Source organism: Streptomyces amakusaensis, assembly GCF_039532665.1.
GTDB lineage: Bacteria > Actinomycetota > Actinomycetes > Streptomycetales > Streptomycetaceae > Streptomyces > Streptomyces amakusaensis.
Window position 1 is genome coordinate 1 of record NZ_BAAASB010000031.1, and the last position, 14,338, is coordinate 14,338.

Consider the following 14,338-nt stretch of genomic DNA (forward strand, 5'->3'; position numbering starts at 1 on the left):
TGTTCGACGCCGCGTCCGCCACCGACCAGGCGCTGTTCGTACCCGTGAAGCTCGACCTCGCCGCACTGCGTGCCGGCGGGCTGGTTCCGCCGCTGCTGAGCGGACTCGTCCGGGCCCCCGCCCGCCGCGCGGCCCGAGGTGGCTCGGCCCCGGCGGGCAAGCTCGCCCGGCAGCTGGCCGCGCTGACGGCGGACGAGCGGTCTGTGGCCGTGCTGGAGCTGGTCCGCAACCAGGTCGCGGCCGTGCTCGGCTTCGCCGGGCCCGAGGCCGTCGATCCGGCGCGCTCGTTCAGTGAGGTCGGCTTCGACTCGCTGACAGCCGTCGAGCTGCGCAACCGGCTCGGTGCGACGACCGATGTACGGCTGCCCGCCACACTCGTCTTCGACTACCCGAACCCCGCGCTCCTGGCCGACTACCTCTGTGGTGAACTCCTGGGCGGGGCGGAAGCGGCGGCCACCGTGGCAGCCAGCACCGCCCGTGACGACGAGCCGATCGCGATCGTGGCGATGGCCTGCCGCTTCCCCGGCGACATCCGGTCCCCCGAAGATCTGTGGGGAGCCGTCCTGGCGGGCCGGGACGCCATCTCGGACATGCCGGACGACCGTGGCTGGGACGTCGAAGCCCTCTTCGACCCCGACCCCGACCGGCCCGGCACCAGCTACAGCAGGGCCGGCGGATTCCTGCACGACGCCCACCACTTTGACCCGACCTTCTTCGGGATCTCCCCGCGCGAGGCCCTCGCCACCGACCCTCAGCAGCGCCTCCTCCTCGAAACCTCCTGGGAGGCCTTCGAGCGCGCGGGCATCGACCCCGCGACCCTGCGCGGCAGCCGTACCGGCGTCTTCGCCGGTGTCATGTACAACGACTACGGCACTCTGCTGCACCGCGCCCCCGAGGGCCTCGAGGGCTATATGGGCACCTCCAGCTCGGGCAGCGTCGCCTCCGGCCGGGTCTCGTACTCCTTCGGTCTCGAAGGCCCGGCGGTCACCGTCGACACCGCCTGCTCGTCCTCCCTCGTCACCCTGCACCTCGCCGCGCAGGCGCTGCGCGGCGGTGAGTGCGATCTCGCGCTGGCCGGAGGCGTGACCGTGATGGCCACGCCCGGCACCTTCGTCGCGTTCAGCCGTCAGCGCGGCCTCGCGGGCGACGGCCGCTGCAAGCCCTTCGCCGCCGCCGCCGACGGCACCGCCTGGGGCGAGGGTGTCGGCATGCTGCTGGTGGAGCGGCTCTCCGACGCGCGGCGCAATGGCCATCCGGTGCTGGCGGTCGTCCGTGGCTCCGCCATCAATCAGGACGGTGCTTCGAATGGTCTGACGGCTCCGAACGGTCCGTCTCAGCAGCGGGTGATCCGTCAGGCGCTGGCCAACGCGGGTCTGTCGGCCGCCGAGGTGGATGTGGTGGAGGCGCACGGCACGGGTACCTCGCTGGGTGACCCGATCGAGGCGCAGGCGCTGCTCGCCACCTACGGCCAGGAGCACACCGAGGACTCCCCGCTGTGGCTGGGCTCCATCAAGTCCAACTTCGGTCACACGCAGGCGGCTGCCGGTGTCGCGGGCATCATCAAGATGGTCGAGGCGATGCGTCACGGTGTGCTGCCGAAGACGCTGCACGTGGACGAGCCGACTCCGCATGTCGACTGGTCGGCGGGAGCGGTCTCGCTGCTTGAGTCGGTGACCCCTTGGCCGGAGACCGGCCGCCCGCGCCGCGCCGCCATCTCCTCGTTCGGTATCTCCGGGACCAACGCGCACACGATCATCGAGCAGGCTCCGGAGCGGTCGGATTCGCGTCCGGTTCGGGTTCCGGTCCGGGTTCCCGCTGTGCTGCCGTATGTGCTCTCCGGGAAGTCGGCGGACGCGTTGCGTGGCCAGGCTGCCCGGCTGGTGTCCCATCTGGCGGATGCTCCTGAGGCGCGTGTCGATGATGTGGCGTACTCGCTCGCGACCCGGCGGGCCGCCTTCGACCACCGTGCGGTGGTCGTGGCGGGCGACCGGGACGAGCTGCTGAGCGGTCTGCGAGCACTGGCCGACGGCGACGCCCGGGCCCATCTCGCACAGGGCACGGTGAACTCCGGGAAGCTGGCGTTCCTGTTCACCGGGCAGGGGAGTCAGCGGCTGGGGATGGGCCGTGAGCTGTACGAGGTGTATCCGGTGTTCGCGGACGCGTTGGACGCGGTCTGCGCGCGTTTTGATGTGCCGTTGAAGGAAGCGCTGTTCGGCGACGAGAGCGGTGCTCTCGATGAGACGGCGGTGACGCAGCCGGCGTTGTTCGCTGTTGAGGTGGCGTTGTTCCGGCTGCTGGAGAGCTGGGGTGTGAAGCCGGACTTCCTGTCCGGTCATTCGATCGGTGAGATCGCCGCTGCTCATGTGGCGGGTGTGTTCTCGCTGGAGGACGCCTGCACCCTGGTGGCGGCTCGTGGGCGTTTGATGCAGGCGCTGCCCACGGGGGGCGTGATGATCGCGGTCCAGGCCTCGGAGGAGGAGATCCTCCCGCTGTTGACCGATCGCGTGAGCATCGCGGCGATCAACGGCCCGACGTCGGTGGTGATCGCGGGTGACGAGAGCGCCGCTCTCGCTGTGGTCGAGGAGTTCCCGGATCGTAAGTCGAAGCGTCTTACGGTGAGTCACGCGTTCCACTCGCCGCACATGGACGGCATGCTGGAGGCGTTCCGTACGGCCATCGAGAACCTTTCGTACGGCGACCCGAAGATCCCGGTCGTCTCCAACCTCACCGGCACCCTCGTCACGGACGACATGTCGACCGCCGACTTCTGGGTACGCCACGTCCGCGAGGCCGTCCGTTTCCTGGACGGTGTCCGTGCGCTGGAGGCCGCCGGAGTCACCTCGTACATGGAACTCGGCCCGGACGGGACCCTGTCCGCCCTCGCTCAGGGCTGTGTCGAAGGCGGTGACGCAGTCTTCGCACCCGTGCTCCGCAAGAGCCGCCCCGAGGCGGAGACGGTGACCACGGCTCTCGCGCGGGCGCATGCCCAGGGCGTGACCGTCGACTGGGCCGCGTACTTCGCGGGCACCGGCGCGCAGCGCGTCGACCTGCCCACGTACGCCTTCCAGCACGAGCGGTACTGGATCGATGTGCCCGTGGCCCCGGTCGGCGATGTGTCGTCCGCCGGGCTCGGTGAGGCGGGGCACCCGCTGTTGGGCGCGGATGTCGAGCTGCCCGACTCTGAGGGCGCTCTGTTCGCCGGGCGGCTCTCGCTGGCCACCCACCCCTGGCTCGCGGATCACGCGGTCGCGGGCGCGGTCCTGCTGCCCGGAACCGCCTTCGTTGAGCTGGCGCTGCACGCCGGAAGGCGGGTCGGCAGCACCCTGCTGGAAGAGCTGACGCTCGAAGCGCCGATGGTGCTGCCGGAGAGGGGCGCGCTTCAGTTGCGGCTCTCCGTGGCCGCGCCCGACGAGTCGGGACTCCGCGCCCTCCAGGTGCACTCGCGCCCGGAGGCGGGGAACGACGGGGACACGCCCTGGACGCGGCACGCGAGCGGAGTGCTCGGCACGGCGGAGACGCCGGCCGCCGCAGCGCTGGAGAGCTGGCCGCCCGCCGACGCCGAGCCGCTCGACGCGGACGGTCTGTACGACCGGTTCGCCGATGCCGGGTTCGCCTACGGCCCCGCGTTCCGCAATCTGCGCGCCGCCTGGCGGCGCGGCGACGAGCTGTTCGCCGAACTGCTGCTGCCCGAGGGCCCGCGCGCCGAGGCCGCCGCCTTCGGTGTGCACCCGGCGCTGCTGGACGCCGGTCTCCACGGCATCGCGCTCGGCTCCCTCCTCACCGGCGACGGCGAAGGGGACGGCGAAACCGCCCCGATCCGGCTGCCGTTCGCCTTCAGCGGCGTCACCCTGCACTCCGTCGGCGCGGGCTCGCTGCGCGTACGACTGGCCCCCGCCGGGCCGGGCGCGGTGTCCCTCGCCGCCTTCGACGAGCAGGGCGCGCCTGTGGTGTCGGTCGCATCGCTGCTGCTGCGGGCGCTCGACCCGGCGCGGCTGCGGTCGGAGCGGCCGGTCTTCCACGAGTCGCTCTTCCGGCTCGAATGGCCCGCGCTGACCGTCGGCGCTCCCGCCGGGACGGGCCGTTGGGCCGTCGTCGGGGCCGATGTGCTCGGTATGGAGGCCGTCCTGCGGTCGGCGGGTGTCACCGCCGACGTGTACGCGGACCTCGATGCGCTCGGCGGAGTGGTGGCGGCGGGCAAGCCGCTGCCCGACACCGTGCTCGTCTCGTACGCGTCGACCGATCAGGAGAGCCAGACCACCGCCGCCGAGGCCGCCCGTCGGGCGACCCAGGAAGCGCTGGAACTCGTACAGAACTGGCTGGCCGACGAGACGTTCACCGGTGCCCGGCTCACGGTCGTCACCCGGGGCGCGGTCGAGGCCCGGCCGGGCGAGGGCGTACCGGACCTGGCACACGCCCCGGTGTGGGGCCTGCTGCGGTCCGCGCAGTCGGAGAACCCCGGCCGGCTGACGCTGCTCGACCTCGACCTTGACCTCGACGCGAGCCACGACGGCGACAAGGAGCGGCTCGCCCCGCTGCTGATCGCGGCCGTCGCCAGCGGCGAGCCGCAGCTCGCTCTCCGCGACGGAGTCGCGCACACGGCCAGACTGGCCCGGGTGCCGGCGGTCCCGGCGGTTCCGCCGGTGGCGGGCGAGGAGCGTGCCCGCACCGAGGGGCCCGCCTTTGTCCCGGAGGGAACCGTGCTCGTCACCGGCGGTACCGGGGCGCTCGGCGGTCTGCTGGCCCGGCATCTGGTGGCCGAGCGGGGGGTGCGGCATCTGCTGCTCACCAGCCGGCGCGGGGCCGCGGCGGACGGTGTCGCCGAACTCGTCGCCGAACTCGCCGAACTGGGCGCGCGGACGACGGTCGCCGCGTGCGACGCGGCCGACCGGGAGGCGCTGGCCGCGCTGCTGGCGGCCATACCGCGGGAGCGTCCGCTCACCGCCGTCATCCACGCGGCGGGCCGGGTCGACGACGGACTGCTGCCGTCGCTGACGCCGGAGCGGCTCGACACGGTGATGCGGCCCAAGGCCGAGGCCGCGCTGCATCTGCACGAGCTGACCCAGGGACTCGACCTGGCCGCGTTCGTCCTGTTCTCCTCGGCGGCCGGCACGCTCGGCAACCCGGGGCAGGCCAACTACGCGGCGGCCAACGCCGCTCTGGACGCCCTGGCCCAGCAGCGCCGGGCGGCGGGACTGCCCGCCGTGTCGCTGGCGTGGGGGCTGTGGGCCCAGGCGAGCGCGATGACCGGGGAACTCTCGGACGCCGACATCCAGCGGATGGCGCGCGCCGGACTGGCCCCGCTCTCCGCCGCCGAGGGGCTGGCGCTCTTCGACACGGCGTGCGCGCTCGCCGCGCAGGGTTCCGCCGACGGCCCGGACACCGGGGACACCGGGGGCGGCGTCTATGTCGCCATGCGGCTCGACACCGCTCCGCTGCGCGCCCAGGCGGAAGCCGGAGCGCTGCCCGCGGTCTTCCGGGGGCTGGTGCGCGGTGTGCCGCGCAGGGCGGCGGCGCACCGGGCCGCCGACCCGGCGGCGTCCGCCGCCGCGCGACGGCTCGCGGGACTGGCCGGGCTGCCGGAGGACGAGCAGGAGCGGCTGCTGCTCGATGTGGTGCGCGCTCAGGTCGCCGCGGTGCTCGCCTACCCGTCGCCGGAAGCGGTGGGGGAGTCCCAGGAGTTCCTGGAACTCGGCCTGGACTCGCTGACGGCCGTCGAGCTGCGGAACCAGCTCAACGCGGCGACCGGTCTGCGGCTGCCCGCCACCCTGCTCTTCGACCACCCGACGCCCCTGCTGGCCGCCCGCCGGATCCGTGCCGAGCTGCTGGGATCCGCCGACGGCTCGGCCGGAGCGGCCGGGGTGCCCGGCGGTACGGCGGACGGTGGCGGTGACGGTACGGAGGCGTCCGGGGGAGTCTTCGGGGCGATGCTTCAGGAGGCCGGCGCTCAGGGCGCTTCCGGCCAGTTCATGGAGCTGCTGATGGGGGCCTCGCGCTTCCGGCCGTCGTTCGCCTCGGCGGCCGAGCTGCGCAAGGCACCCAGCCTGGTGCGGCTGTCGCGCGGGGAGACCGGTCCCGGTCTGGTCTGCTTCTCCTCCATTCTGTCGATCTCGGGCCCGCACCAGTACGCGCGTTTCGCCTCCGCCTTCCGGGGCCGGCGGGATGTCCGGGCGCTGGCCGCCCCCGGTTTCCTCCGCGGCGAGCAGCTGCCCTCGACCGCCGAAGCGGTGATCGAGGCCCAGGCCGATGCGGTGCTGCGGTACGCGGACGGCGCTCCGTTCGTACTGCTCGGACACTCGTCGGGCGGCATGCTCGCCCACGCGGTGGCCGGGAGGCTGGAGAGCGAGGGAGTGTTCCCCGAGGCCGTGGTGATGATCGACATCTACTCGCACGACGATGACGCCATCATCGGCATTCAGCCCGGTCTCTCCGAGGGGATGGACGACCGCCAGGACAGCTATGTGCCGGTCGACGACTCCCGGCTGCTGGCGATGGGCGCGTACTTCCGGCTCTTCGGCGGCTGGAAGCCGACGGCGGTGAAGACGCCGACCCTGCTGGTCCGGGCCGGTGAGCGGTTCTTCGACTGGTCGCGGGGGACGGACGGCGACTGGCGTTCGTACTGGGAGCTGGAGCACACCGCCGTGGATGTGCCGGGCAATCACTTCACCATGATGGAGGAGCACGCCCCGACGACGGCGCGCGCGGTGACGGACTGGCTCGACGCCGGGCGCTGACAAGCGGAGGGCCCGGCCCCACCACTGAGGTGGGGCCGGGCCCTTGCCGGCGGAGGCCCGCCGTCGCGTACCGCGTCGCGAAACGCCCTTCGCGTACGGGCGGATCCGTCAGCGGGTGCGCCGCTCGCGCTCCCGGGCCCGCTTCTTCGGCAGACCCACGGTGACGACCTCGAAGCTGTCCTTGGTGAGATCGAGACGGTGGAAGAGATTGTCGGGCCCGGTCACACAGACGGTGCCCACCCCGAGTTCCTTGAGTGTGCGGACCACGCTCGGCCAGTGGATCGGCCGGTCGAAGGTGTCCAGCATCATCGTGCGCATCCCGGCGGCGTCCCGGACGACCGTGCCGTCCTGGTCGGTCACCACCGGCAGGGCGGGGTCGGCCAGTCGGTACGAGGCGAACACCTCCTCCTCGGCCTTGCGGCGCAGCGCGGCGAACGCGGCCGCGTGGACGGGAGGCCGCATCGAGTACATGGAGTAGCCGCCCGCCGCGCTGATGCTCGCCTTGAGCCCGTCGAGTTCCCCCTCCCGCACGGAGAGCATGTGGAACCCGGCGTCGAGCCGGCCGGAGATGTCGTACCAGACGCCCCGGTCGTCGAATCCGGCCAGGATCTCGTCCAGCCTCTCCTGCGGGGTGCGGACGAAGGAGTGGGTGACGACGTCCTGGTACGCCTCGGTGAAGTACTCCTCCTCGCAGCGGGCCAGCTCGGCCGTGAGCCGCACGACGTCCGCGAAGGGGAGGGAGCCGACGAACGCGGCGGCCGCCTTCTGGCCGAAGCTCGGTCCGGTGCAGACGGTGGGGGAGACGCCGAGGGTGTCGAGCGCCCGGTCCGCCATCGCCATGGAGTTCACCAGGAAGGCGATCTGCGAATGGACCGAGTAGTCGTCCTCGGCCGTCCTGAACCGGTCGAAAACCGAATGACCGAGCGCCTCGTCGGCTTCCGCGAGGCGCTTCCGCGCATAGGGATCGAGCAAGAGGAACTTCCCCACCTCCGAGAACGTGGAGGGGCCCATTCCCGGGAAAACGATCGCGGTCCCGGTGCGCGCGGCCTGGGAACCGGCGGAAGTGGCTGATCCGGGAGAATCGGGCGCGGGAATCTGCTCGGAATTGGTCATGATCCGTGAATACCTTTGCTTCCGGGATTGCTCCGGCAGCCGCCTGCCGGTGTCGCTGACGAGAAAGGGCCCTGCATTCGGCCGCTTCGCGGGTGCGCGTGCGGTCGGACACAAGGCCGGAAAGGGGAGTCGATGGTGTGGGGGCACGGTGGCGGCGGCCGTCGCGCGCCCTCGGGAAGTGGTGCGGCCGACACATGGCGAAGATTGGCGGAGGAGGGAACGAAAGTGGTTCGGATCCTGTCTAGCACGTGGGAAGGCGGATGATCCCGAGACGCATGGAAATCTGGGGGCGGTGATCCGATCGATAGGGGTTATTAGGGGTTTTCGGAGAATGATTCATACGGCACTGGTCTTTCGTTGGGAACTATTACGGAGAACTGGTGTTGCGATTTTGTCGAACATTCCCATAACATCGACGCGTGATCGCGCCGAATTATTATTCGCAAGAAAAAGAAGCGTCGGCGGGTCGTGTCCCCGAGGTCTTTCCGGTTGATCCGGGAACACTGCGATGGATGGTGGTCGGAGCCACCGGCATGCTCGGCGGCGAGGTGTCCGCCCAGCTCGCCGCCCACGGGGCCGACATCGTGCGGACCGGCAGGGCCGATCTCGACCTCACCGATCCGCGGGCGGTGGCCTCGGCCGTCGCCGACGGCGGCCCCGACGTGGTCGTCAACTGCGCCGCCTGGACCGCGGTCGACCTCGCCGAGACCGAGGAGGCGGCGGCCCACCGGGTCAACGGTGACGGCCCGCGCCATCTCGCCCGCGCCTGCGCCGCCACTGGCAGCAGACTCCTCCATGTCTCCACCGACTATGTCTTCGGCGGCGCACCGGCCGACTCCGGCCGCCCCTACGCCGAGGACGCGGAACCCGGCCCGCGCACCGCGTACGGGCGCACCAAGCTCGCGGGCGAGCGCGCCGTGCTCTCCGTGCTGCCGGAGACCGCCGCCGTGGTGCGCACCGCCTGGCTGTACGGGCGCGGTGAGGGCGGCTTCGTCCACACCATGGCGCGGCTCGCGCGGGAGCCGGGCCGCACGGTGGAGGTGGTCGACGACCAGTACGGACAGCCCAGCTGGGCACCCGATGTCGCCGGCCGGCTCATCGCGCTCGGCACCCTGCCGCCGGAGCGCGCCCACGGGGTCTTCCACGCCACCGGCGGTGGCCGGACCACCTGGCACGCACTGGCCCGTGAGGTGTTCCGGCTGGCCGGGCAGGACCCGGACCGGGTGCGGGCCATCGACAGTTCCGCGCTGCGGCGGGCCGCGGTCCGCCCGGCGTGGAGCGTCCTGGGCCACGAGCGGTGGGCCGCCGCCGGGCTCCCCGCGCCGCGCCACTGGCGCGAGGTCCTCGCCGGAGCCCTCGCCGGGCCCGCTCCGTCCGCCCTGCTCACACCGTTCACCCCGCTCACCCCGTCCACCGCTCACTCCGCTTAACCGAAAGGCTGCCGAAGGGTGAAATCCCTGTCGATCGAGGGCGCCTGGCTGTACGAGCCCACCCTCCACACCGACGACCGCGGCTCATTCCTGGAGGTGTTCCAGCGCGACGCCTTCCAGCTCGCCACCGGCCGCCGTCTTGAACTCGCCCAGGTCAACTGCTCCGTCTCCCGCCGGGGCGTCATCCGGGGCATCCACTTCGCCGATCTGCCGCCCGGCCAGGCGAAGTACGTCACCTGCCTCCGGGGGGCGGTGCGCGACGTGCTGGTCGACCTGCGCCCCGGCTCCCCCACCTACCGCACCTGGGAAGCGGTCGAACTGGACGATCTGTCCCGGCGGTCGGTCTTCCTCTCCGAGGGGCTCGGCCACGCCTTCCAGGCCGTCACCGACGAAGCGACTGTCATGTATCTGACCACCGCCGGCTATCGCCCGGCCCATGAGCACGGCATCGACCCGCTCGACCCCGAACTGGGCATCGAATGGCTCCCGGACACCGCACCCGTGCTGTCCGGCAAGGACACCTCGGCCCCCAGCCTGGCCGAGGCCGAGGCCAGGGGCCTGCTGCCCGCGTACGAGGACTGCCTGCGGTATCTGTCCTCGCTCGCCCACCCGTTCAGCGAGGAGACCCGGTGAAGGCACTCGTCCTGTCGGGGGGATCCGGCACCCGCCTGCGCCCCCTGACCCACACCTCGGCCAAACAACTGGTCCCGGTGGCCAACAAACCCATCCTCTTCTACGTACTCGAAGGGATCGCCGACGCGGGCGTCACCGACGTCGGCATCGTCGTGGGCGACACCGCCGAGGAGATCAGGGCCGCCGTCGGCGACGGCTCCCGCTTTGGCATCAGCGTCACCTACATACCGCAGCACCAGCCGCTCGGCCTGGCCCACGCGGTCCGCACCGCCCGCGCCTGGCTCGGCGAGGACGACTTCGTGATGTACCTCGGCGACAACTTCCTCCTCGGCGGGATCAGCGCGCAGCTGGAGGAGTTCCGGATCCGCAGACCCGCCGCGCAGATCATGCTCACCAGAGTGCCCAACCCGTCGGCGTTCGGCGTCGCCACCCTCGACGACACCGGCCGGGTGCGGGTGCTGGAGGAGAAGCCGGAGTTCCCCAAGAGCGATCTGGCCCTGGTCGGCGTCTACTTCTTCACCCCCGTCGTCCACGCGGCCGTCGACGCCATCCAGCCCTCCGCACGCGGCGAACTGGAGATCACCGACGCCATCCAGTGGCTGCTCGACCAGAATCTCCCCGTCACCTCCTCCACCGTCGACGGCTACTGGAAGGACACCGGCAACGCCACCGACATGCTGGAGGTCAACCGCTCGGTCCTGGAGAGCCTCGCCCCGCGCTGCGAGGGCGCCGTCGACGACGAGAGCGAACTGGTCGGCCGGGTCGTGATCGAGAAGGGCGCCGTCATCGTCCGCTCCCGGATCGTGGGCCCCGCCGTCGTCGGCGGGGGCACCCGTGTCGAGGGCTCCTACATCGGCCCCTTCACCTCCGTCGGCGAGGACTGCACGATCGCCGACAGCGAGATCGAGTACTCCATCGTGCTGGCCGGCACCGCCATCGACGGCGTGCGCCGCATCGAGGCGTCCATGATCGGCCGTCAGGTGCGGGTCACCCCCGCCCCCCGATCCCCCCAGGCCCACCGACTGATTCTCGGCGACCACAGCAAGGTGCAGATCCGATCGTGAACCTCCTCATCACCGGAGCCGCCGGGTTCATCGGCTCCCACCTCGTGCGTACCGTCCTCGGCCCGGACAGGCCCCTGGGCGACGACGTCCGCGTCACCGTCCTGGACAAACTCACCTACGCGGGCGACCGCGCCGCCCTCGCACCCGTCGAGGACGCACCCGGGTTCTCCTTCGTGCACGGCGACATCACCGACGCGCCCCTCGTGAACCGGCTGATGGCGGCCCACGACGCCGTCGTCCACCTCGCCGCCGAATCGCACGTCGACCGCTCCATCGAAGGCGCGGACCCCTTCGTGCACACCAATGTGGTCGGCACCCACACCCTGCTGGAGGCCGCGCTGCGCCACGGCACCGGACCCTTCGTCCAGGTGTCGACCGACGAGGTGTACGGCTCGGTCCCCACGGGCTCCTCCGTGGAGACCGACCGGCTCGACCCCAGCTCGCCCTACTCGGCGTCCAAGGCCGCCGGCGACCTCCTCGCCCTCGCCCACCACCGCACCCACGGCCTCGATGTGCGCGTGACCCGCTGCTCCAACAACTACGGTCCCCACCAGCACCCGGAGAAGCTGATACCGCTCTTCGTGACCCGGCTGCTGGCCGGCGGGACCGTGCCGCTCTACGGCGACGGGGACAACGTCCGCGACTGGCTCCACGTCGACGACCACTGCCGGGGCCTGCTGGCCGTCCTCACCGGCGGCCGGGCGGGCGAGACGTACAACATCGGCGGCGGCACCGAACTGACCAACAGGGAGCTGACCGGGCTGCTGCTGGAGGCCTGCGGGGCCGGCTGGGACCGGGTCGAGCACGTCACCGACCGCAAGGGGCACGACCGCCGCTACTCCGTCGACTGGACGAAGATCCACGACGAACTCGGCTACTCGCCCGCGCGCGACTTCGCCGAGGGGCTCGCCGAGACCGTCGACTGGTACCGGACCCACCCGCGGTCGGCAGCGGCAGCGACGGCGACGGCGACGGCGACGGTGACTGGACCGGGGCTGTCGCGCGTATGACATGTGAGTGCCCCCCGCACTCCGCCGGGGAGACCGCCCCCGACGACATCGGACTGATCCAGGTCCGGCAGCCGTCGGTACGCAGCAGCTACCGCATGATCTGCCTCCCGAGCAGGCGGAACTCGGCCTCCGACTATCTCGCCATGTCGGATCTGCTGCTGCCGACGGTGGAACTGCTCGTCGTCCGGTACCCGGAGCCCGCCGGCGACGAGCATCCGCCCGCGGACCCCGCGGAACTCGTCGACAAGATCTTCCGGGCGGTGGAAGGCTGGTCGGACCTTCCCCTCGCCCTCTTCGGCCACGGCTTCGGCGCGGACCTCGCCCACGGGCTCGCCCAGCGGCTGGAACGCGAGACCGACGCCGGACCGCTGACCCTCTTCGTCTCCGGCCGCACCGGCCCCTGCCACCGGGGGCCCCTCGGCCCGCCCTCCCTCGGCTGCCGCGTCGTCGCCATCGCGGGCCGCCACGACCCGTGCGCCCCGCTGCCCGGCGTACGCGACTGGCGGCGCGCCACCTCCGGCCGGTTCGACCTGGAAGTCCTCCCCGGCGGTCGCGACTATCTCTGCTCCCACCGCCGCGAGGTCGTCAACCTCGTGCACGACCAGCTGATCTCCCTGCACGGCACCGACCCCGACCTCGACCGGCCCCGGCAGGCCCCCACCGATCTCCGCCGGACCGGCCCGCCGCCGAAGCGGGGGGCCTAGGGGCAGAACAGGGGTGTCAGCCCCTTCGCCCCACTGCCTAGCGTGCCCTGTGGAGACCCGTGCCCACGGACGGCACCGACCGAATCTCCCCACCTTGTGAAGCTCGCGAATCCCGCGATCCACCCCTGAACGGGCCCGGACACACCGCCCGCACCGCATCGCACGGCGCGGCCACACCGGCTCCGGCCACGTTCGGCCCAGAGGAAGGACAGAGTGCGACCGATGACCGCGAAGATCTTTGCAGCCGACTCGGTACGGCCCGTCGACGAATTCGAGAAGGACGCCCTCCGTATCGCCGAAGTGCTCCGCGAACGCGGCGTCAACCCCGGCGACCGGGTCATGCTCAAAGCGGGCAACTCGGCGGCGTACGTCTGCGTCCTGTACGCCCTGATGCACGCGGGGGCCTCCATCGTCCTCGTCGACCAGCAGGAGACCACGGAGGAGACCCGCCGCATCGCGCTGCGCACCGGAGTCAAAGCCACCTTCGTCGACGACGAGACCCCCGTCGACGAAGCGGCCGATCCCACCCATCTGTACGAACTGATGGTCGCCGCCGCCGGCCGCCCGGCCCCGGAGGGCGACCTGTCCTTCGAGGACTGGGGCGAGCTGCCCGACGGCCTCATCATGTGGACATCGGGCTCCACCGGATCCCCCAAGGGCGTGGTGAAGTCCGGCGCCAAGTTCCTGCGCAATCTGCGCCGCAACGCCGACCAGGTCGGCCACCGGCCCGACGACGTCCTGATGCCGCTGCTCCCCTTCGCCCATCAGTACGGCCTGTCGATGGTGCTCATCGCCTGGCTCACCCGCTGCTCCCTGGTGATCGCCCCCTACCGGCGGCTCGACCGGGCGCTGCGGATGGCCCGCGACTGCGGGGCCACCGTCCTGGACGCCACCCCCTCCAGCTACCGCAGCATCCTCAGCCTGGCGAGCAGGAAGCGCGCCCTGCGCGCCCATCTCACCGGCGTCCGGATGTTCTGCGTCGGCGCGGCGCCGCTGGACGGACCGCTGGTGGAGAGCTACGTCCAGGAGTTCGGCCTGCCGCTGCTGGACAGCTACGGCTCCACCGAGCTGGGCAATGTCGCCTTCGCCACCCTGGAGAACCCCGTCTCCTGCGGCCGTGCCATGGAGGGCATCCGGATCCGGATCGTCGACGAGGACGGCCACGAGCTGCCCGCCGGAGTGACCGGCGAGATCGAGGTCGACACCCCCGACCAGCTGGAGGGCCAGATGGCCGAGGACGGCTCCGTCGTGCCCACCCCCGGCGGGCCGCAGCTCACCGGCGACCTCGGCCACCTCGATCAGGGGGGCAACCTCCATGTCCTGGGGCGGAAGTTCGCCGTCCACCGCATGGGCTACACGCTCTACCCCGAACTCATCGAGCGGAAGGCGGCGGCGGCCGGCTGCCCCACCCGGATCGTGCCCGTCCCCGACCAGCTGCGCGGTTCCCAGCTGGTCTTCTTCGTCGAGGACGAGGAACAGCGCGACGCCGCCCACTGGCGCGAGCGGCTGTGCGCGCTGCTGCCCGCCTACGAGCAGCCCAACCGGGTCGTCGTCCTGGAGAACTTCCCGCTCAACCGGAACGGCAAGCCGGACAAGAAGCAGCTGGCCCGGATGGCCGCCGAGTAGCTCCCGCCCCGGTACGCCGACGGCGCT

Annotated in this window: 8 protein-coding genes; 7 read left to right on the forward strand and 1 reads right to left on the reverse strand. The window is 71.8% G+C overall.

Translation table 11 applies throughout. The features are described 5' to 3' along the window. The coding region (locus ABD371_RS33540) for an SDR family NAD(P)-dependent oxidoreductase (RefSeq protein WP_381735370.1) at window positions 1-6,731 on the forward strand (6,731 nt) is incomplete at its 5' end. A 108-nt stretch (window positions 6,732-6,839) separates the two neighbouring features. Here the strand turns inward: ABD371_RS33540 and ABD371_RS33545 are convergent. Next, a complete protein-coding gene (locus tag ABD371_RS33545; protein WP_425575833.1) occupies window positions 6,840-7,844 on the reverse strand; it encodes an ACP S-malonyltransferase in 1,005 nt (334 codons plus the stop codon). 512 nt (window positions 7,845-8,356) lie between these two features. Between ABD371_RS33545 and rfbD the strand changes: the two genes are divergently transcribed. From rfbD to ABD371_RS33575, 6 genes are all read left to right on the forward strand, one after another. After that, complete coding sequence (gene rfbD, locus ABD371_RS33550; RefSeq protein ID WP_344485729.1) at window positions 8,357-9,274, forward strand: dTDP-4-dehydrorhamnose reductase; 918 nt, start codon at window positions 8,357-8,359, stop codon at window positions 9,272-9,274. Window positions 9,275-9,292: 18 nt separating this feature from the next. Further along, window positions 9,293-9,907, forward strand: coding sequence for a dTDP-4-dehydrorhamnose 3,5-epimerase family protein (locus tag ABD371_RS33555; RefSeq protein ID WP_344485732.1), 615 nt, complete (start codon window positions 9,293-9,295; stop codon window positions 9,905-9,907). Then, on the forward strand, window positions 9,904-10,971 hold the full coding sequence (locus tag ABD371_RS33560) for a glucose-1-phosphate thymidylyltransferase (protein WP_344485735.1): 1,068 nt from the start codon (window positions 9,904-9,906) through the stop codon (window positions 10,969-10,971). The genes ABD371_RS33555 and ABD371_RS33560 overlap by 4 nt, the downstream gene beginning before the upstream one ends. Next, window positions 10,968-11,981: a dTDP-glucose 4,6-dehydratase gene (gene rfbB / locus ABD371_RS33565; RefSeq protein WP_344485738.1), complete on the forward strand. Its 1,014-nt coding sequence runs from the start codon at window positions 10,968-10,970 to the stop codon at window positions 11,979-11,981. The genes ABD371_RS33560 and rfbB overlap by 4 nt, the downstream gene beginning before the upstream one ends. Then, a complete protein-coding gene (locus tag ABD371_RS33570; RefSeq protein ID WP_344485741.1) occupies window positions 11,978-12,685 on the forward strand; it encodes a thioesterase II family protein in 708 nt (235 codons plus the stop codon). Before rfbB ends, ABD371_RS33570 begins: the two co-directional genes overlap by 4 nt. Before the next feature lie 222 nt (window positions 12,686-12,907). Then, window positions 12,908-14,311, forward strand: a complete 1,404-nt coding sequence (locus ABD371_RS33575) for a class I adenylate-forming enzyme family protein (RefSeq protein WP_344485744.1) — start codon at window positions 12,908-12,910, stop codon at window positions 14,309-14,311. Window positions 14,312-14,338: the final 27 nt, after the last annotated feature.